This is a genomic window from Brevundimonas sp. 374 (genome assembly GCF_900102995.1).
GTDB lineage: Bacteria > Pseudomonadota > Alphaproteobacteria > Caulobacterales > Caulobacteraceae > Brevundimonas > Brevundimonas vesicularis_C.
On the sequence record NZ_FNKT01000001.1, the window covers coordinates 534,992 to 552,848 of the forward strand.

The 17,857-nt window shown below is 64.4% G+C and carries 22 protein-coding genes and 4 tRNA genes; 5 read left to right on the forward strand and 21 right to left on the reverse strand.

Translation table 11 applies throughout. The annotated features are described in order from the left end of the window. Positions 1 to 3 precede the first annotated feature (3 nt). The 9 genes from BLR19_RS02590 to BLR19_RS02630 all read right to left on the reverse strand — a co-directional run bounded on the left by BLR19_RS02590 (position 4) and on the right by BLR19_RS02630 (position 5,278). Positions 4 to 960 (reverse strand): oxygen-dependent tRNA uridine(34) hydroxylase TrhO, encoded by a 957-nt coding sequence (locus BLR19_RS02590; RefSeq protein WP_091746856.1) that lies wholly within the window; start codon positions 958 to 960, stop codon positions 4 to 6. Positions 961 to 987: 27 nt separating this feature from the next. Continuing rightward, positions 988 to 1,064, reverse strand: a tRNA-Arg gene (locus BLR19_RS02595). Between the two features lie 19 nt (positions 1,065 to 1,083). Then, positions 1,084 to 1,389, reverse strand: coding sequence for an ETC complex I subunit (locus tag BLR19_RS02600; RefSeq protein WP_039245189.1), 306 nt, complete (start codon positions 1,387 to 1,389; stop codon positions 1,084 to 1,086). Between the two features lie 77 nt (positions 1,390 to 1,466). Then, positions 1,467 to 1,543: transfer RNA gene (locus BLR19_RS02605), tRNA-Pro, on the reverse strand. Between the two features lie 45 nt (positions 1,544 to 1,588). Further along, the gene (locus BLR19_RS02610) at positions 1,589 to 2,068 is read right to left on the reverse strand and encodes a DUF192 domain-containing protein (protein WP_052689615.1); all 480 of its coding nucleotides are present in this window, start codon (positions 2,066 to 2,068) and stop codon (positions 1,589 to 1,591) included. 21 nt (positions 2,069 to 2,089) lie between these two features. Next, a complete protein-coding gene (locus BLR19_RS02615) occupies positions 2,090 to 2,629 on the reverse strand; it encodes a cold-shock protein (RefSeq protein ID WP_045811719.1) in 540 nt (179 codons plus the stop codon). Between the two features lie 219 nt (positions 2,630 to 2,848). Then, a tRNA-Glu gene (locus tag BLR19_RS02620) sits at positions 2,849 to 2,923 on the reverse strand. Positions 2,924 to 3,001: 78 nt separating this feature from the next. Next, entirely contained in the window at positions 3,002 to 4,813 is a 1,812-nt protein-coding gene (gene recJ, locus BLR19_RS02625; protein ID WP_091746859.1) for a single-stranded-DNA-specific exonuclease RecJ, read from the reverse strand. A gap of 39 nt (positions 4,814 to 4,852) precedes the next feature. Continuing rightward, positions 4,853 to 5,278 (reverse strand): hypothetical protein, encoded by a 426-nt coding sequence (locus BLR19_RS02630; protein ID WP_218119304.1) that lies wholly within the window; start codon positions 5,276 to 5,278, stop codon positions 4,853 to 4,855. Between the two features lie 108 nt (positions 5,279 to 5,386). Here BLR19_RS02630 and phaC point away from each other — a divergent pair, with 108 nt between their 5' ends. Both phaC and BLR19_RS02640 read left to right on the forward strand, forming a co-directional pair. Further along, positions 5,387 to 7,327 carry a class I poly(R)-hydroxyalkanoic acid synthase gene (phaC, locus tag BLR19_RS02635; protein ID WP_091749057.1) on the forward strand — a complete coding sequence of 647 codons (1,941 nt, stop codon included), beginning with the start codon at positions 5,387 to 5,389 and terminating at the stop codon, positions 7,325 to 7,327. Beyond that, positions 7,324 to 7,701 (forward strand): hypothetical protein, encoded by a 378-nt coding sequence (locus BLR19_RS02640; protein WP_091746865.1) that lies wholly within the window; start codon positions 7,324 to 7,326, stop codon positions 7,699 to 7,701. Before phaC ends, BLR19_RS02640 begins: the two co-directional genes overlap by 4 nt. On the opposite strand, the gene msrB is transcribed toward BLR19_RS02640, so the two are convergent. The 4 genes from msrB to rplM form a co-directional block, all read right to left on the reverse strand. Further along, complete coding sequence (msrB, locus tag BLR19_RS02645) at positions 7,698 to 8,201, reverse strand: peptide-methionine (R)-S-oxide reductase MsrB (RefSeq protein WP_055809244.1); 504 nt, start codon at positions 8,199 to 8,201, stop codon at positions 7,698 to 7,700. The two genes, BLR19_RS02640 and msrB, sit on opposite strands and share 4 nt — an antisense overlap. Before the next feature lie 39 nt (positions 8,202 to 8,240). Then, positions 8,241 to 9,191, reverse strand: coding sequence for an N-acetyl-gamma-glutamyl-phosphate reductase (argC, locus tag BLR19_RS02650; RefSeq protein WP_091746868.1), 951 nt, complete (start codon positions 9,189 to 9,191; stop codon positions 8,241 to 8,243). 101 nt (positions 9,192 to 9,292) lie between these two features. Continuing rightward, positions 9,293 to 9,787, reverse strand: coding sequence for a 30S ribosomal protein S9 (gene rpsI / locus BLR19_RS02655; RefSeq protein WP_017503896.1), 495 nt, complete (start codon positions 9,785 to 9,787; stop codon positions 9,293 to 9,295). 2 nt (positions 9,788 to 9,789) lie between these two features. Further along, positions 9,790 to 10,266 (reverse strand): 50S ribosomal protein L13, encoded by a 477-nt coding sequence (rplM, locus tag BLR19_RS02660; protein WP_017503897.1) that lies wholly within the window; start codon positions 10,264 to 10,266, stop codon positions 9,790 to 9,792. Between the two features lie 262 nt (positions 10,267 to 10,528). Between rplM and BLR19_RS02665 the strand changes: the two genes are divergently transcribed. Continuing rightward, positions 10,529 to 11,914 carry an alkaline phosphatase PhoX gene (locus tag BLR19_RS02665; protein WP_091746872.1) on the forward strand — a complete coding sequence of 462 codons (1,386 nt, stop codon included), beginning with the start codon at positions 10,529 to 10,531 and terminating at the stop codon, positions 11,912 to 11,914. Here BLR19_RS02665 and BLR19_RS02670 read toward each other — a convergent pair. Further along, positions 11,883 to 12,983 carry a COX15/CtaA family protein gene (locus BLR19_RS02670; protein ID WP_066551565.1) on the reverse strand — a complete coding sequence of 367 codons (1,101 nt, stop codon included), beginning with the start codon at positions 12,981 to 12,983 and terminating at the stop codon, positions 11,883 to 11,885. The two genes, BLR19_RS02665 and BLR19_RS02670, sit on opposite strands and share 32 nt — an antisense overlap. A gap of 134 nt (positions 12,984 to 13,117) precedes the next feature. On the opposite strand from BLR19_RS02670, the gene BLR19_RS02675 reads away from it, so the two are divergent. Together BLR19_RS02675 and BLR19_RS02680 are read left to right on the forward strand one after the other, a co-directional pair. Beyond that, a complete protein-coding gene (locus BLR19_RS02675; protein WP_017503900.1) occupies positions 13,118 to 13,369 on the forward strand; it encodes a hypothetical protein in 252 nt (83 codons plus the stop codon). Further along, positions 13,369 to 13,563 (forward strand): DUF2842 domain-containing protein, encoded by a 195-nt coding sequence (locus BLR19_RS02680; protein WP_017503901.1) that lies wholly within the window; start codon positions 13,369 to 13,371, stop codon positions 13,561 to 13,563. Before BLR19_RS02675 ends, BLR19_RS02680 begins: the two co-directional genes overlap by 1 nt. 77 nt (positions 13,564 to 13,640) lie before the next feature. Here BLR19_RS02680 and BLR19_RS02685 read toward each other — a convergent pair. The 7 genes from BLR19_RS02685 to BLR19_RS02715 form a co-directional block, all read right to left on the reverse strand. Then, a tRNA-Pro gene (locus BLR19_RS02685) sits at positions 13,641 to 13,717 on the reverse strand. A 59-nt stretch (positions 13,718 to 13,776) separates the two neighbouring features. Further along, positions 13,777 to 14,184, reverse strand: a complete 408-nt coding sequence (locus BLR19_RS02690) for a MerR family transcriptional regulator (protein WP_091746875.1) — start codon at positions 14,182 to 14,184, stop codon at positions 13,777 to 13,779. A gap of 5 nt (positions 14,185 to 14,189) precedes the next feature. After that, positions 14,190 to 14,498 (reverse strand): integration host factor subunit alpha, encoded by a 309-nt coding sequence (locus BLR19_RS02695; RefSeq protein ID WP_026108237.1) that lies wholly within the window; start codon positions 14,496 to 14,498, stop codon positions 14,190 to 14,192. A 77-nt stretch (positions 14,499 to 14,575) separates the two neighbouring features. Next, on the reverse strand, positions 14,576 to 15,553 hold the full coding sequence (locus tag BLR19_RS02700) for a beta-ketoacyl-ACP synthase III (protein WP_091746878.1): 978 nt from the start codon (positions 15,551 to 15,553) through the stop codon (positions 14,576 to 14,578). Continuing rightward, on the reverse strand, positions 15,550 to 16,593 hold the full coding sequence (gene plsX, locus BLR19_RS02705) for a phosphate acyltransferase PlsX (RefSeq protein ID WP_240893665.1): 1,044 nt from the start codon (positions 16,591 to 16,593) through the stop codon (positions 15,550 to 15,552). Before plsX ends, BLR19_RS02700 begins: the two co-directional genes overlap by 4 nt. 139 nt (positions 16,594 to 16,732) lie before the next feature. Continuing rightward, positions 16,733 to 17,251, reverse strand: a complete 519-nt coding sequence (locus tag BLR19_RS02710; RefSeq protein ID WP_091746884.1) for a YceD family protein — start codon at positions 17,249 to 17,251, stop codon at positions 16,733 to 16,735. A gap of 5 nt (positions 17,252 to 17,256) precedes the next feature. Beyond that, the gene (locus tag BLR19_RS02715; protein WP_091746888.1) at positions 17,257 to 17,781 is read right to left on the reverse strand and encodes a ubiquinol-cytochrome C chaperone family protein; all 525 of its coding nucleotides are present in this window, start codon (positions 17,779 to 17,781) and stop codon (positions 17,257 to 17,259) included. Between the last annotated feature and the right edge of the window lie 76 nt (positions 17,782 to 17,857).

Sequence of the window (17,857 nt, forward strand, 5' to 3'; positions counted from 1 at the left end):
ATCTCAGTCCCTCTGGGCTTTCCCCAGATGCGTGTCTCCGCGTTCTCGGGCCATCTCCATCTGCCTGTGACGCTCGGCATATCGCTGCCGCTGGACCTCGTCGCGGTCGTTGTGACAGCGCTCGCAGCTTACGCCTTCGACATAGTGCGGCGAAGCACGACCGGCCTCATCCACAGGCAGACGACATCCCCGGCACAAGGTGTGGGGACCTTGGCTTAGGCGGTGACCGACCGAGACGCGTTCGTCGAAAACGAAGCACACTCCATGCCATAGGCTCTGATTCTCATCCACTGTCTCAAGATAGCGAAGGATGCCGCCTTCCAGATGGTGGACGTTCTCCACACCCTCAGCCTTCAGGAAGGCCGTCGATTTCTCGCAACGAATGCCGCCGGTGCAATACATGGCCACGCGCTTGGCGCCGGTCTGCTCAATCAGGGCGCGACCTTCGCCCCGGAACCAGTCGGGAAAATCGCGAAAGCTGCGGGTATTGGGTTGGACGGCCCGTTCGAACGCGCCGATCTCGCCCTCATAGTCGTTGCGCGTATCGATCACCAAGGTCTCGGGATCGGCGATCAGCGCGTTCCAGTCCGTGGGCGTGACGTAAACGCCCGCCTGATTGGGAGGGTCCAGATCCGGCTGTCCCATGGTGACGATCTCGCGTTTGACGCGCACCTTCATCCGGTGGAACGGCAGGGCGTCTGTCCAGGCGTATTTGAGTTCGAGCGTTTCGAATCCTGGCATGGCGTGGATCGTGGACAGCACCGCTGCGATGGCCGCCTCCGATCCTGCGATGGTGCCGTTCAGACCCTCCGGCGCGACGAGCAGTGTTCCCCTCACCTGACCAGCGTTGCAGACCGTTTGCAGCGTCTTGCGTACGGCTTCGGGGTCGGCCACCCGCGCGAACCGGTAGAGTGCGGCCACACGGACGGCTTGATCGGACGAGGTAAGATGGTCGGTCATGGATCAGCCCCTCGAAGGCGCCGGAGGTGGCGCGCCCAGCAGGACTCGAACCTGCAACATCCCGCTTAGAAGGCGGGTGCTCTATCCGGTTGAGCTATGGGCGCTCTGGCAAGACGTCAGGCGTCAGTGCGTCCAGGACTGCTTGCGGTTGGTGGCGAAGTTGTCGGCATAGGCCTTGATGATCACCGGCGGATCGTTCGGCTCGTGCAGACGGAAGGCGATGCCGTGACGCTCGGCATATTCGATCGCCTCTTCCTTCGATTCGAAACTCAGACGGACCTGACCGTTCATGTCGGTGGAGCTGGTCCAGCCCATCAGCGGATCGATGGTGCGCGCCGAAGCGGGTTCGAATTCCAGCCGCCAGTCGCGGCTCTTGGCCTTGCCCGACTGCATCGCAGTTTTGGCCGGGCGGTAGATGCGAGCCAACATGGCGAAATCCTCAGTGACGGCGGGGTCTGTGACCCTGCCATAACGCGCGCTGGACATATGATCCAGCGGCCTTCCGTTGGTCGGGGCGAGAGGATTCGAACCTCCGACCCTCTGGTCCCAAACCAGATGCGCTACCAGGCTGCGCTACACCCCGGACCGAACGGAGCGCTCTATTGGCACTTCGTGACGCGATCCGCAATCAAGGCTTGAAATAAGGATGTAAAACTTTGTCGCCGGGCTTGGCGTTGATTTCGGCCGCCCGCCCTGCCCGCAGTTCCAAGACGCCGTTGGCGGCGCCATTGGAAGGGATCGGCGCCTCGGAGAACGGCGTGGCGTGCGAGGCAATGGAGACGATCCGGCCCTGCGGATCGATATAAAGGATGTCCAGCGAACTGGGCGTGTTGCGCATCCAGAAGCTTTGCTCGCGCGGCGCTTCTCCCGGCCATTGGAACAGCATCCCACGGTCGGCTTCGAGCGGCGGACGGAACATCAGTCCGCGTTGACGTTCGGGCTCTTCGTCGGCGATTTCGACCCAGAACTGATGCTCGCCCGACGTGGTCACGACGGCCAGCTTCTGCAGCGGTTCGCCATTGGGGCCGACCGGCGCCTTGGCTGCGCATCCAGCGAGCGCGAGCATAATAAGCCCCGCCATTGCAAAACGTCTTGTCGCCTTGATCATACGCCTCTCCTGGGCGCCCGATCAGTCGCCCGTTCTGATGTCTGCCACCACCAGACCCTTGGGTCCGTTGGCGAATCGCACCCGCACCGCATCGCCAGGAATCAGATCATCCAGGCCGCAGCGACGCAGGGTTTCGATGTGGACGAAGATATCGCCCGGCTCACGATCACGCACGACGAATCCGTAGCCCTTGGTCCGATTGAACCACTTGACCAGGGCGGTCTCCAGTTGTTCATCACTTTCGGCGACCGGCCGCGGCGGCGGCGAAGTCACAGGTCGACGCACGGCCGGCGTCGCTTCGCCTTCGCCCAGATCATGGATCTCGATCGTCTGCCAACCCTTGGCGCGTTTGACGCAGTCGCAGGTGATGGTCGCACCTTCGTCGGCAGCATCACGGCCGAGATCCCGCAGGCTGCTGATATGCAGCAGGACATCTCTCGTTTCGGTCAGGGTCGGATCGTCAGGGACGATGAAACCGTAGCCCTTGACGGCGTCGAACCACTTCACGCGCCCAGTGACGCGAACGGTCTGCGCCGTTTCCGTCTCTCTAAAGTCAGACACTTAAAAACCCCCGCCCGCGCCTCCAGCGGACTCGTTTTATATTTAACACCGTTCCGCGAAATTTTGAAAAGCGGAAAATGCGCGTCTATGCAGAAGCTTGCGTTTGGGAGAGTGCAGACGCGCATCGCAGGCGCTGGCGAATGACCGCCAGTCTCTCGTGCTATCTGCGCTAGGCTGCTTGCCGGGAGCCTCAAAGGCTCAACCATAATACTGCCCGCGTGGCAGTCCCTAGGGGAGTCGAACCCCTCTTTTCAGGTTGAAAACCTGACGTCCTAACCGATAGACGAAGGGACCGCTGCGCGGGAGAGCCGGCGATATAGCCGCGCCCTCGGAGCGGTGCAAGCGTGGATTTTCAGTTTTTTGGAGCCGCCGTCAGATCATTCGAGGATCGGCGACATCCTCGATCTCGAACTGCACGCCCTTGCGCCCATTCCAGTCGTCAGCCTTCAGCCGGCCCACGATGCTCAGCCCGCCCTGCCCCGACAGCAAGGCTTGGCCCGTCGGCAGATCGGCGCAGCGCCAGGCGATGGCCTTGACCGACGCGCCATCTGGACCGACCAGCCGGCACCGCACATGACCGCCATTCATGGCGACGGGTTCGCGGGCTTGAACCCCGCTTAGGGCGAAGCTGGGTTCCGGGTTGGCAGGGCCGAATGGGGCCAGACGTTCGAACGATTCGAACAGATCGCGCGTCGCCGCCGCGGGCTCGATCAGGGCGTCGATCTCCAGCACGTCCTGTGCGACAGCTTCGACCCTTTCGGTAGCGAGGCTCTCGTTCAGGAAGGCGGTCAGCTCGGGCACGCGCGCACCGTCCATCGTCAGGCCTGCCGCCATGGCATGACCGCCGCCAGCGAGCAGGATCCCGCTCTCCCAGGCCGCCTGGATCGCGCGTCCCAGGTTCATGCCTGGCTGTGACCGGCCTGAGCCCTTCCCGAGACCGGTTACGGGATCGACGCCGATGACGATCACCGGCTTGCGCCAGCGCTCGCGCAAACGGCCGGCGACGATCCCGACGACGCCGGGGTGCCAGTCCTCGCCCGCGACCACGACAACGGCGCTTTCGTCGGCATGGGCGCCGGTCGCTTCGACGCGGCGAACGGCGGCGTCGATGACGGCCCGCTCGACATCGCGCCGTGACACGTTCAGGGCATCGAGCTCGATCGCCAGGGCCTCGGCCTCGGCCGGATCATCCGTCGACAACAACCGCGCGCCGAGGTCGGAGCGACCGATGCGTCCTCCCGCATTGATGCGCGGTCCCAGGATGAAACCGGCATGATTGCTCTTGGCCGGTCCCGGTTCGGCGCCGGCCGCCGACAACAGCGCGCGCAGACCCGGATTGCGCCAGTCGCTCATGACCTTCAGACCAAGGCCGGTCAGCGCACGATTGAAGCCGGTTAGCCCGGTCACGTCGCAGATGGCGCCCAGGGCCGCCAGATCCAGCCACTGACGAATGTCCGGCTCGATCCTCTCGGCGAACATGCCCCGACGCCGCCCCTCCCGGTTCAGCGCCGCCAGAAGTACGAACACGACCCCCGCCGCCGCCAAATTGCCCTGACCCGAGTTGCAGCCCGGCCGGTTTGGGTTGACGACCGCCAACGCCGTCGGCGGCTCGCTGCGCATCAGGTGGTGATCGATAACGACGACGTTCAGGGCGATGGCCGCCGCATGGGCCAGGGCTTCGTTCGCCGCCGCTCCGCAATCCACCGTGATAACCAGGTCCGCACCCGACGCCTTCAGCGTATCGAAGGCTTTGGCGCTGGGGCCGTAACCTTCGGTCATCCGGTCTGGAACATAGATCGAAAGCGTATGCCCCATCGTCCGGAACCAACGCACCAGCAGCGCCGCGCTTGAGGCGCCGTCCACGTCGTAGTCGGCGAACACATGAATATTCGCCTTGGCCTGAAGCGCGTTCAGGATCGCATCGGCCGCTGCGTCCATATCCATAAAGCTGGACGGGTCGGGAAACAGGGCGCGCAGGGTCGGGGTGAGGAAATCTTGGCCCTGGTCTGCGCGAACGCCCCGCGAGGCCAAGGCCCGGGCCAACGGTTCTTCGAGGTTCAGGGTCTGCATGTGCGCGCGCGTCGTTGCGGCGTCGGCCGGACGTTGACGCCAGGCGCGCCCGGACAGGGACCGAGACACGCCGAGGAATGCGTTCAGTGTCTTTGCGCCGCCGTCGTCTGCCATCAGGGTATTATCGCGGGATTCTGCCTCCCGCGCGACCGCTCATCGCGCCGGGCGACGGTCGAGCGGCGGCGGAGCTTTGGCCCTGTCACGCAGACTTTGGGCGAAGGCCTCGATATCCGCCTGGGTCCGGACGGCATCGGGCGACACCGGAACGGCATTCACGGCCGCGCGTGTTTCGGCGGCGAGCGCCTCGGCGTCGCCGAGCGTCCAGTCGATGCGTGCGATCTCGCTAGTCAGCGTCGCGCTGTCGCCTTGGAGACGCTGCACATTCGACGCGACCTGAGTGACCGGCGGCAGGTCGGTCGGCGCTGCCGGAAAGTCCTCCCAGCGCGGATAGCGCCGATTGGCGTCGACCAGTTCCTGGATACGCGGCGCCAGCGGCGACACGGCCTCAGTCTTGGACGCGGATGCTCCAATACAGCCGCTCAACGGCGTCGCGATCGCGGCTGCGGCGATCAGGATCATCTTTTTCGAGTGCGACGCGTTCATTTCCTTGATGGTCTTATGCCATCATCGCGGTGCGCGGAAGGGTGGATGAACCACCCTCTGGCGCAGGACGCGCGAAGGACGATCATGGCCAAGACTCCCAGAACGCCGACAGACGCCCCCGACCGCCCCGCACGCAAGGCCGGACGTCCGACGTCCGCCAAGCCCCGCCCGCCTCGCCAGCCCAGGTCGAAACCTGCCGAAACGCGGGAGGCCGCCTCTGAAACCCATGCGGAGCCGACGCCTGAACCGACCGCACCAGCGTCCAACCAGGCCGAGTTGATTGAAACCCTGTCGATGAATCTGGCCAAGGCGGCCATGATGGCTCAGAGCGCGATCGCCGAGGCGGCGCTGACCCAGGCCGATCGGCCGGCCGCCCTTTCCGCCGATCCCTTCAACGTCGCGCCAGCCATGACGTCAGTCATGACCAGCTTGGCCGCCCAGCCAGACAAGATGATTCAGGCCCAGGCCGACCTGTTTGGCCGCTATATGCAGCTCTGGTCATCGACGGCGCGTCAGGCAGCCGGCGAGGCGCCCGATCCCGCTCCGGTGGACAAGCGGTTTAAGGACCCGGCCTGGTCCGAAAATCCCATGTTCGACATGATGCGGCGATCCTATCTGCTGACGTCGGACTGGATGAATGGCCTGATCGCCGGGGTCGAGGACGTCGATCCCACGCTGAAACGTCGCGCCCAATTCTTCACCCGCCTGCTGACCGACGCCTTCTCGCCGTCCAACTTCCTGGCCTCTAACCCCGTTGCGCTGAAAGCCTTGGCGGAGACCAGCGGCGAATCACTGGTGAAGGGCATGCAGAACTTCGCCGCCGATCTGGAACGTGGCGGGGGATCGCTGCGCATCAGTCAGGCCGACTATGGCAAGTTCGTCGTCGGCGAGAACGTCGCCACCGCGCCGGGCCAGGTCGTCTGGCGCGACGAGTTGTTCGAACTGATCCAGTACGCACCCTCAACTGAGAGCCAGCACGAAATCCCGCTGCTGATCTTCCCGCCCTGGATCAACAAATTCTACATCATGGACCTGCAGCCGGCGAACTCGCTGATCCGCTGGCTGTCGGCGCAGGGCTTTACGGTCTTCGTCTGTTCCTGGGTCAATCCGGACAGGGACAAGGCTGGCTTCGGCTTCGACGACTATCTGGAAAAGGGCATCTATCGCGCGGTCGAGAAAACGCTGGAGCAGGCGGGAACCAAGCAACTGAACGCCGTGGGCTATTGCATCGGCGGCACCCTGTTGGGCGCTGGCTTGGCCCATATGGCGGCCAAGGACGACAAGCGCATCGCCGCCGCTACCTTCTTCGCCGCTCAGCATGACTTCGCCGAGGCCGGCGACCTGCTGCTGTTTACCGACGAACACTGGATCGCCGAGATCGAGCGTCAGATGGATGCGGCGGGCGGCGTCCTGCCGGGCGCAGCCATGGCGGAAACATTCAACGCCCTGCGGTCTAACGATCTGATCTGGTCTTTCTTCATCAGCAACTATCTGCTGGGCAAGGATCCGCCCGCCTTCGACCTGCTGTTCTGGAACGCCGATCAGACCCGCATGCCGAAGACCCTGCATCTCGACTATCTGCGTCAGATGTATGGGGCAAACGCCTTGGCCAAGGGGCAGTTCGAGATCGGCGGCCTGACGGCGGACCTGTCGAAGGTCGAGATCCCGCTCTATTTTCAGGCCAGCCGAGAGGATCACATCGCGCCGATGAACTCCGTCTATCGGTCCGCCAAGCTGTTTGGCGGCAAGGATGTGACCTTCACCCTGGCCGGGTCAGGTCATATCGCCGGCGTCATCAACGCCCCCGCCGCAAAGAAGTATCAGCACTGGACCAACCCTGCCCTGCCCGCGACCTTGGCCGAATGGCAGGCTGACGCCGTCGAACATCCCGGCAGCTGGTGGGAGCATTGGTCGGCCTGGCTCGGCGCGCGTTCCGGCGCTCAAATCCCCGCTCGTGACCCCGCCAAGGGTCCGCTCAGGCCCATCGAGCCAGCGCCGGGCAGCTATGTGAAAGTGAAGTCTTGAACCGTCTCGAACCCAACGCCCTGCTCGCCGTCAGCACAGGCGTCGCCTTGATCCTGCTGATCATGACGGCCAGCCTGTTCGGAGAACCGGGCAACACGATCAAATATGTGATATCGGCCGTCATCTGCGCGGCCGCTTTCGTCCTGCTCAACGAACGGATGGCGCGCGCGATGAAACGACCGGTCGCTCAGCCGCTGATCCACGTCAGCGCGCCGGGCACGGCGGTCTGGGCCGGACTGTTTCCATTGATCGTCATCGCCATGGCCTGCGTGCCCGTATTCTTCGCCGGTCACGACTATGGGCTGCTGGTGATCATCGCCTCGGTCATCTTCGGCCTGACGGTCGATTCAGCCGTCCGCGCACACCGGGCCTAGGCCGAGACGAACTTCAGCGCCACGCCGTTGTTGCAGTAGCGCAGGCCCGTCGGACGCGGACCGTCGTCGAACACATGCCCCTGGTGTCCCAGACAGCGGGCGCAATGGTATTCGGTGCGTGGAATGCCGATGGCCAAGTCACGCTTCTTGCCGATATTGGCGGCGATGACGTCATAGAAGCTGGGCCAGCCGGTGTGGGAATCGAATTTCCACTGCGATCGGAACAGCGGCAGATCGCAGCCCTTGCAGACGAAGGTCCCGCGTGCGTGCTGATCGTTGAGCGGGCTGGAATAGGGACGCTCCGTCCCCTCGTGCCGCATCACGCGCCAAGAGGCGTCGCCCAAGCGTCGTCGCCAATCCGCATCGGACACACGACGATAGGGCGAGGCTGCGTACTGCCCCTCCCCGGCTTCGGACGTTTCAGGCGAACAGGCGGACAGGGCGAGCGCGCCGGCGCCCATCAGAAGGCCCCGGCGATGCAGGATCAGGGACTGGGTCATGTCCCTGATACGACGAAGGTCGCGGAATGGTTTCAGACCTCAGATCAGACCGGTCGCCTCATCCAGGCCCAGCATGATGTTCAGGTTCTGCACCGCCGCGCCCGACGCGCCCTTGCCCAGGTTGTCGAGCAAAGCGACCAGCCGCGCCTGCTCGCCATTGCGATCGCCGAAGACATGCAAGCGCAGGCGGTTGGTGCCGTTCAGGCCTTCGGGCTCGATGCCGGTCATGGCCTCGGTCTCTTCCAGATCGGCGACCTCGACGAAACGCTGGCCGTCATAGGCCTCGACCAGAGCGCCGTGCAGCCGTTCGACAGAAGGGGTTTCCGGCAGGGCCCCCAGATGTAGCGGAACCTCCACCAGCATGCCCTGGCGGTAGTTGCCGACCGCCGGCGTAAACAGCACGTCTCGGCTCAGACCAGTGTGTTTGGTCATTTCGGGCACATGCTTGTGCCTCAGCGTCAGACCATAGGCGCGATAGGCGGTCGCGGCGCCCCCGCTGTCTTTTGGGGCCGCCTCGAATTCGGCGATCATGGCCTTGCCGCCCCCGGAATAGCCCGAGACCGCATTGACCGTGACCGGATAGTTGGCGGGAACCAAACCCGCCTTCACCAGCGGCCGCATCAGACCGATGAAGCCCGTGGGATAGCAGCCGGGGTTCGACACGAATTGAGCGCGCGCGATCAGCGCACGCTGCCCGGCATCCATCTCAGGAAAGCCATAGGCCCAGCCTGGCGCGACCCGGTAGGCGGTCGAGGCGTCGATCACCTTGACCGATGGGTTCTCGATCATGGACACGGCTTCCCGCGCGGCATCGTCAGGCAGACACAGGATAACCGCATCGGCGCCGTTCAGAGCCTCGCGCCGTGCATCCGCATCCCGACGTCTGTCGCCCAGCAACAGTAGGTTCAGATCCGGGCGCGCCTCCAGCCGCTCGCGGATTTCCAGCCCCGTGGTGCCGGCTTCGCCGTCGATGAAGATAGTATGGGTCATCTGTCTCTCCCGTCCCTTCTCCGCTTAAGGAGCAAAGGCGCAAGAAAAAGGGCGCTCCGGGTCTCCCCGAAGCGCCCCAAATCCAAACCGCGTAAACGCGATTAGCGCTTCGAGAACTGGAAGCTGCGGCGAGCCTTGGCGCGGCCGTACTTCTTGCGCTCGACGACGCGGCTGTCGCGAGTCAGGAAGCCGTGCGGCTTCAGGACCTTGCGCAGTTCCGGTTCGAAGTGCGTCAGAGCGTGCGACAGGCCGTGGCGGATGGCGCCAGCCTGGCCCGACAGACCCGAACCTTCGACGGTGCAGATCACGTCATACTGCGTGGCGCGGTCCGAGACGGTCAGCGGCTGGGCGATCATCATGCGCAGCACGGGACGAGCGAAATACTGCTCCTGGTCCTTGCCGTTGATGGTGATCTTGCCCGTGCCGGGCTTCACCCAGACGCGAGCGATGGCGTTCTTCCGCTTGCCGGTCGAATAAGCGCGGCCCTGGGCGTCCAGCTTCTGGACATAGACGGGGGCGTCGTTCTCGACCGAAGAGCTCAGGCCCTTCAGGGCGTCGAAGCCGGTGGCGGTTTCGGTGTTGGTCACGTCGGTCATGCTCAGACGCTCCGGGTGTTCTTGGGCGACGCCGACTTGAAGTCGATCGTTTCCGGTTGCTGGGCTTCGTGGTCGTGCGCGGCGCCGGCGAACAGGCGCAGGTGCGTCATCTGCTTGCGGGCCAAGGGGCTTTCCTTGGGCAGCATGCGCTCGACGGCCTTTTCAAGCACGCGCTCGGGGAAGCGGCCGCCCAGAACCTTCTCAGGCGTGGTCGACTTGACGCCGCCCGGGTGACCGGTGTGGCGATAGTAGATCTTGTCGGTGTTCTTCTTGCCGGTGAACACCACCTTGTCGACGTTGGTGACGACGACATAGTCGCCGCAATCGACGTGCGGGGTGTAGTCGCCGCGGTGCTTGCCGCGCAGACGGTTGGCGATGAAGGTCGCAAGGCGGCCCACCACGACGCCTTCGGCGTCGATGTGGATCCACTTCTTCTCGACCTCGGCCGGCTTCAACGAAGCCGTAGTGCTCTTCAGCATGAGGGGGTTCCTGGAGACGAAAATCGGGTCCGGCCCCCGAGGGAACCGAATGAAGGCGCGCTGATACAGGAGACGATTGGTCGCGTCAACGCGCACGACAATGCCGCATTTGCCACAACGTATTGTTCAAACACAGTTTTTCTAATACGGTATTAAAATACCCAGCGCAACTGGTGTGAGAAGCGTTACGGCGTAACATAAAACGTCATCAAACCATGATTATAGGCGGGCATCGCAACGGCGACAGCCCTGGAGCCCCTTCATGATCTTTCATCGTCGCGGCCTGATCGCCACGGGCGCCGCCGCCGCCTTCTCGGGACTGGCGCGTCACGCCGCCGCTCAGACGGCGGGTGAAGAGACCTACGTCAACGATGTCCATGGCTACGGCCCGCTGCTGCGCGATCCCAATCGCCTGCTCGATCTGCCCGAAGGCTTTTCCTATCAGGTCGTGGCCCAGAGCGGCGACACGATGGACGACGGCCTGTTCGCTCCCGGACAGCCCGACGGCATGGCCTGTTTCCCGCTGGGAGGATCTCGCGTGGCCCTGATCGTCAATCACGAGCTGAAGGGCTCCAGCACCCTGCATCGCAACCTCGGCCCCGGCGGCCTTCGTGAGGAACGGCTTGCCCTGCTGGACGCCAGCCGGACCTACGACACCTACAAGAATGGGCGCCCCCTGCCCGGCGGCTGTTCCACCATCATCTATGATCTGGCGACCCGCCAGATGGTCAGCCGGCATCTGACGCTGGCCGGCACTTCCACCAACTGCTGCGGCGGCCCGACGCCGTGGGGCAGCTGGCTGACCTGCGAGGAGACGCTGGAGACGCCGGCCGACGCCGATGTGACCAAGAACCACGGGTGGGTCTTCGAAGTGCCGGCGACCGCGACCGGCCTGGTTGATCCCGTGCCTCTCAAGGCGATGGGCCGGTTCGATCACGAGGCCGTCTGCGTCGATCCCCGCAGCGGCGTCGTCTATCTGACCGAAGACGACAACGCCGGCCTCTTCTATCGCTTCATTCCCAATGCGCCCGGCAAGCTGATCGAGGGGGGCCAGCTTCAGGCGATGGCCTGGAAAGGCGCGCTCTCGGCCGACACCCGCAATCAGGACGGTCGCGCCTGGGCTGTCGGCGACTGGAGGGAGATCGAATGGATCGATCTGAACGACGTCGAATCCCCCAATGGCGACCTGGCCAAGCGCGGTCATGCAGCCGGCGCGGCCTGGGTCGCCAGAGGGGAAGGCGTTTGGTGGGGCGATGACGAGCTGTATTTCACCGCAACCTCGGGCGGGCCGATCCGCCGCGGTCAGGTGCTGCGCCTTGTTCCCGGCTTCGACGGCGCCGCCGATCGTCTTCAGCTGTTCGTCGAGAGCACTGATCCAAAGACGATGAACATGGCCGACAACATCACCATCGCGCCTTGGGGACACCTGATCCTGTGCGAGGACAACTATTCCTCCGAGGTGCGCAATCACCTGAAAGGCGTCACGCCAGAGGGAAAGGTCTATACGATCGCCCGCAACGTCTTCACGGGCAACTCGGAGTTTGCCGGCGCCTGCTTCTCGCCGGATGGCGAAGTGCTGTTCGTCAACGTCATGTACCCCGGCATGACCCTGGCGATTAGAGGCCCATGGTCCTCGGTCCGGACATGAAGATGCGCGGCTGAGCCCGCAGCACCAGCCAGAGGTTCACGGTGGCCGTCGCCAGCACGATCGCGGCGCCTGCTTGGTGCAGCACGCCCAGCCACACCGGAACCGCGTGCACCAGGGTTACGATCCCCAGCAGAGCCTGGAACCAGATCACACCCGCAAGCGTGAAGGCGCCGAGCCCCATTCCCTCCGCTACGCGCCAGCGCCAGGCCTGGAAAGCATAGATGCTGACGGCGATCAGCAGACCATAGGCGACCAGTCGGTGATTGAACTGCGTGAGCGCCTGATCATGCAGGAAGGCGGCCGCGCCCAGGCTCCAGTCGGCCGGCGGCAAAACGGCGCCGTTCATCAGCGGCCAGTCGGTATAGACAAGCCCCGCATGACCGCCGGCCACGAGGGCGCCCAGCAGACATTGCAGAAAGACCGCGCCCAGTAGCAGACCGGCGCCCCTCGCCCAACCAGACGGCGGCCGGCCGTGATCCTCACCGTTCCAGGCCTCTAGCCCCGTCCAGATCAGGGCGGCGAACAGGACGAACGCCAGACCAAGGTGCGTCGCCAGACGCTCCGGCGCCACGCTGACACGCTCGGACAGGCCACTGGACACCATCCACCATCCGATCAGGCCCTGAAGGCCGCCCAGCGCCAGAAGCAGAACACAGCGCCAGATCAGACGGTTGGGCATGGCCCACTGGTGGAATACCGACCGAGCCGGCGCCAGACGGCACAGCAGGAAGACGATCAGCGGCAGGGCGAACACCATACCCACCAGACGCCCGATCAGCCGGTGCAGCCATTCCCACCAGAAGATGCCCTGAAACTCGCCCAGGCTCATGCCGGCGTTGACCTGCGCGTACTGCGGGATCTGCTTGTACTTCTCGAAAGCCTCAGCCCACTGCGCGTCGTTCAGAGGCGGAATGGCGCCCATGATGGGCTTCCACTCCGTGATCGACAGGCCCGAGCCCGTCAGCCGCGTGATGCCGCCGATCACCACCATCAGGAAGACGACGGCGGCCGTGGCGAACAGCCACACGGCGACGGCGCGGTTACGATCTGGATTTCCGAAACGGTTCATTCGACGCCTGACACTGACCCGGATATGGTGTCGCGTCGAACAAAGACCAGACGCGACCGGTGCGGTATGCCCGCCCCAAGCGACAAGATCGAGTCGGATTGAGTTAACGGCGCTGTCGCCGCAGGAGATCAGGGTTGCAATACGCCGATATCGCCGCCGCCGTTGCAGGCGGCCTGCTGCTGGCCTGGATCGCGGACCTTCTGACAGGCCGGCGCGGCTTCGGCGGCACAAGCCTGGTGTCCGGGATCGGCCTGGCCTGTGGATGGTTCCTGGCGGTCCGAGTCTTCGCGGTCAGCACGATGGACAGCTGGGTCTGGGTGCCGTGGGCGCTCGTTGGATCGGGCATCTGTCTGGTCGCCTTCTTCCTGTTCCGGAACAAGCGCTGATGCCGCCCCGTCTGCGTCGCTTCGTCGCCGCGATCGGCGTGCTGCTCTTTCTCGTTTTCTGGGTCTGGGGCCTGATCGCCCTGCGCGGAATGCTGCCGCCGTCGCAGTGGATCGACTTCCTGTTCTTCGGCATCGGCGGGACCGCCTGGGGCCTGCCTCTCATCCCGTTGCTGCGATGGGCCGAGCGCGGCTGAGCGCAGAACCTGCCCCCAGATACGGCGATGGGGCCGCCCGCAAGGACGACCCCACCATCATCATTCTTTTTCAAGAATGGTCGGAGCGACAGGATTCGAACCTGCGACCCCTTGACCCCCAGTCAAGTGCGCTACCAGGCTGCGCCACGCTCCGAAGGCGCTCCCTATAGACGGGGGGACCGCTGTCCGCAAACGCTAAAACGACTTTTCCACCTACCGTGAAAGAACGGCGTCCAGACGCGCTTTGGCCTGCTCGAGATCGGCCAGAACCCGACGCAATTTCGAGGTTTCGGCCCGCGCGACATCGGAAGTCGCCGCAGAGATCGTGACATCGCCGTCGTCGATCAGTGCGGCGGCCTCCGCCCCGATTAGCTTTTTCAGCCCCTGCTCCTTGTGCAGACGCTGGACGCCGCGAATCGTCAGCCCGTCATCGTGCAGCAGGCGTTTGACCGCCTTCAGCACCGCGATGTCCTGAGGCCGATAGAAGCGCCGACCGCCGGCCCGCTTCACAGGCGTGACGAAATCGAACTTCGTTTCCCAGAACCGCAGGACATGCTGCGGCGCGCCGACCTCTTCGGCCGCTTCGGAAATGGTTCGGAAGGCGTCGGCGCTCTTGGCCACCGCGATCAGGCCTCGACGACGGCGTCGTGAACCCGGCTTTTCATGATTTGCGAGGCGCGGAAGCTGATGACCCGGCGCGGATTGATCGCCGCCGGTTCGCCCGTCTTGGGATTGCGGCCCATCCGCGCGCGCTTCTCACGCACTTGGAAGACGCCAAAGCCGGACAGTTTCACCGTCTCGCCGCGTTCCAGCGATTCGACGATCAGTTCCAGGGTGCGCTCGACCAGGCTGGAGCATTCCTGACGCGACAGGCCGACCTCTTCATGCACGGCTTCGCACAAGTCGGCGCGCGTCACGGTCTGTTGGCCTGCCATCGTATCCCCGCTGTCATGCGATCCGCTCGCATCCATAGGGGCGCAAAGCCCCCGAAAAATCAATGCCTCGATGTCGATTAGAGTCGAAGCGCGCAGGCGCCCCAGGTGAGGCCGCCGCCCATGGCTTCAAGCAGCACCATATCGCCCTTCTTGATCCGCCCATCCTGGATCGCAGCATCCAGCGCCAGCGGGATCGAGGCGGCCGAGGTGTTGGCGTGGGTGGCGACGGTGGAGATCACCTTGTTCTCATCCAGACCCAGCCGGTCGCCGACGCCCTTGATGATTCGCTGGTTAGCCTGGTGCGGCACGAACCAGTCGACATCCGCGATCTCGATGTTGGCGGCGGCGCAGGCGGCGGTGATGCCTTCTGCGATGTTCACGACGGCATGACGGAAGACCTGGTTTCCGGCCATGCGCAGATGGCCAACGGTCCCCGTCGTCGCCGGGCCGCCATCGACGTAGAGCAGATCGGTCTTGGATCCGTCAGCGCGCAAGGCGAAGCCCAGCATGCCCTGGTCGTCCGATGTGCCCTGCCCTTCGCGCGGTTCCAGCACCACGGCACCGGCCCCGTCGCCGAACAGGACGCAGGTGGTCCGGTCGGTCCAGTCCATCAGCCGCGTCATCTCCTCGGCCCCAATCACCAGAGCGCATTTCGACAGACCGCGCGCCACGAAGCCGTCAGCGACGCTGAGCGCATAGACGAAACCGGAGCAGACAGCTTGAACATCGAAAGCAATGCCGACGCCCGCGCCCAGCTTGGCCTGGACGATCGACGCGACCGCCGGGAAGGTCATGTCGGGCGTGGTGGTGGCCACGATAATAAGGTCGACATCGGACGCCGCCTTGCCCGCGTCGGCGAGCGCCTTCCTGGCGGCCTCGACCGCCAGATCGCTGGTCGGCTGGTCATCACGCGCCTTGTGACGCTGCTTGATCCCGGTGCGCTCCTGAATCCATTCGTCGGATGTGTCGACGAACTTGGCCAGGTCGGCATTGGTGACGATCTCATCCGGCAGGTAAGAGCCGACGCCGGTCACGGCGCTGCGGGTGACGGTCACTGGAGGGGTTCTCCCACGGCTGCGGCGGGCTTGGCGGCATGGTCGAACACCGCGTCCAGTTTGCCCAAGTTGTCCCCCACCTTGCTCATATAGTCGCTGCGGGCCAGATCGACAGCGATGCGGATCGCATTGCCGAATCCCTTGGCGTCGGCGCCGCCATGGCTCTTCACCACAATCCCGTTCAGGCCCAACAGGGGCCCCCCGTTGATGGCGCTGGGGTCGATCTTCTGGCGCATCTTCTTCAGCGCGGGCATGGCGATGACGGCGCCCAGCTTGGATTGCAGGTTCGAGGTCAGGGCCTCTTTCAGCAGGGCGGAAATGTAGCGCGCCGTACCTTCGGCGGTTTTCAGCGCGATGTTCCCAGTGAAACCATCGGTGACGACCACGTCCACCGTGCCCTTGGCGATATCGTCGCCCTCGACGAAGCCGTGATAGTTCAGGTCGAACGGCCCGTCGCGCAGGATGGCGTGCGCCTCCTTGACCTGTTCGTTGCCCTTCATGTCTTCCGAACCGACGTTCAACAGGCCGATGGTCGGGCGGGCGATGCCGCGCACGGCCGACTGGAAAGCTTCGCCCATGATGGCGAACTCGATCAGCTGCTCCGCATCGCTGCCGATGTTGGCGCCGACGTCCAGAACCGCCGTGTGGCCCTTGAAGGTGGGCCAGCTGGCGACGATGGCCGGACGCTCCAGCCCGGGCGCAGACATGCGCAGGATCAGTTTCGAGATCGCCATCAGGGCGCCGGTGTTGCCGGCCGAGACGACGCCGCCGGCCTGACCAGTCTTCACCGCCTCGATGGCGTTCCACAGGCTGGAGCCCTTGCCGCGGCGCATGGCCTGGGCCGGCTTTTCGTCCATGGCCACGACCTTGTCGGTGTGGCGGATTTCGCAGACGTCCGCCGCCAGGCCGCAACGCGCCAACTCCGGCGCGATCTTGGCCTCATCGCCATGCAGCAGGAAGCGAACCCCCTCCCCGTCATGGGTCCGGATATAGCTGCGGATGCCGGGAACGACGACGGAGGGCCCGTGATCGCCGCCCATGGCGTCAAGCGAGATCGTAACTGGGGCTGACAAATGGACCTCTTGTGGCCGCGTCGTCTTGTCGCGCGACGCTTGGCAGGATGCGCTGGACGATAACGCCGACGCCGGGGGATGCAACCACCCGGCCCCTACGTCAACCTCAGCCTTGGTCGTCTTTGGACTTAAGCGCCTTCAGGGCGGCGAACGGTGAAATCTCCGTCGGCTCCTCAGGTTGCACGAACTCCGCGCCCGGCTTGCGTGGGAACGGATCAAGCGAGAGCACCAACTGCTCAACCGCGTACTGGCCCAGGTCGATCTTGCCGTCCTCGATCACGTCGGCGTCTTCTTCATCCAGCGTGACCTCGATCTCGTCGGTTTCCTCGGGCTTGGCTTCGACAAGCTGAATGGAAAAACGCCGATCCACATCGACTGGCAAGGGCTCCAGCGTCAGGCCGCAGGTCTGCACCGCATGTGCCGTCACCCTGCCCTTCATCGTCCATTCGCTGGTTGAAGGCGTCGGCTTGATCTCCAGATCGACGGTGAAATCGTCCAGCCCCTGAAGATCCAGGCTGCGCGCGATTCGCTTGCAGGTCTCCGCATCCGGTTCCAGCCGGCGGCTCAGGCCTGCGCCGATCTGATTGACCCGCACCGGTTCGCTGTAGGGAAGCGTCGCGCTCATCTCTTTCAAACTTCCGCCCAGGCCGGCGTCGCCAGCACCTTGTTGAAATCCTGCGCCGCCAGGGCTGCGCGTGTCGTCAGCGCATAGCGCGCCAATGTGTTCGCATGGGGCGCTTGCGGGTTCGCATAGACATTCTTCGCCATCGCCTCGGCCAGAGCTGCCGCAGCGCCGGCGCGCAGCGGCTGCTCGTAGGCGTTCATCCGGCCGTAGAGAGCCTCGCCCAACTTACGCATCTTCTTGCCGACGGCGACGTCACCTACGCCTTCCTCTCGCAAGACGTGATCTAACGCCGAGACATAGACGTCGAACACCGCCTGAGCCGCATCCTGGCCTTGAGCCGTGTTCTCATCGCGCAGCCGCAGCACCAGCAACAACACATGCAGCGTATAGAGCTCGAATCGCGCGTCGATGCGGTCGTCGACCGCTAGGCGCGTGTAGAAGGCCGGATTACGGGCCTGACTGACGGCCTTGGCGTAGAGATCGTCGCCGAGACGGACGCCGGATTGGGGTTTGAACAGGTTTTTCAGCATGGGTTCCAACGGCCCCTTTTCCGCCGCGCCGTTGAACTAGGACGCAGGTCCGTCTAGGTCAAAGACCTTGTTCTCT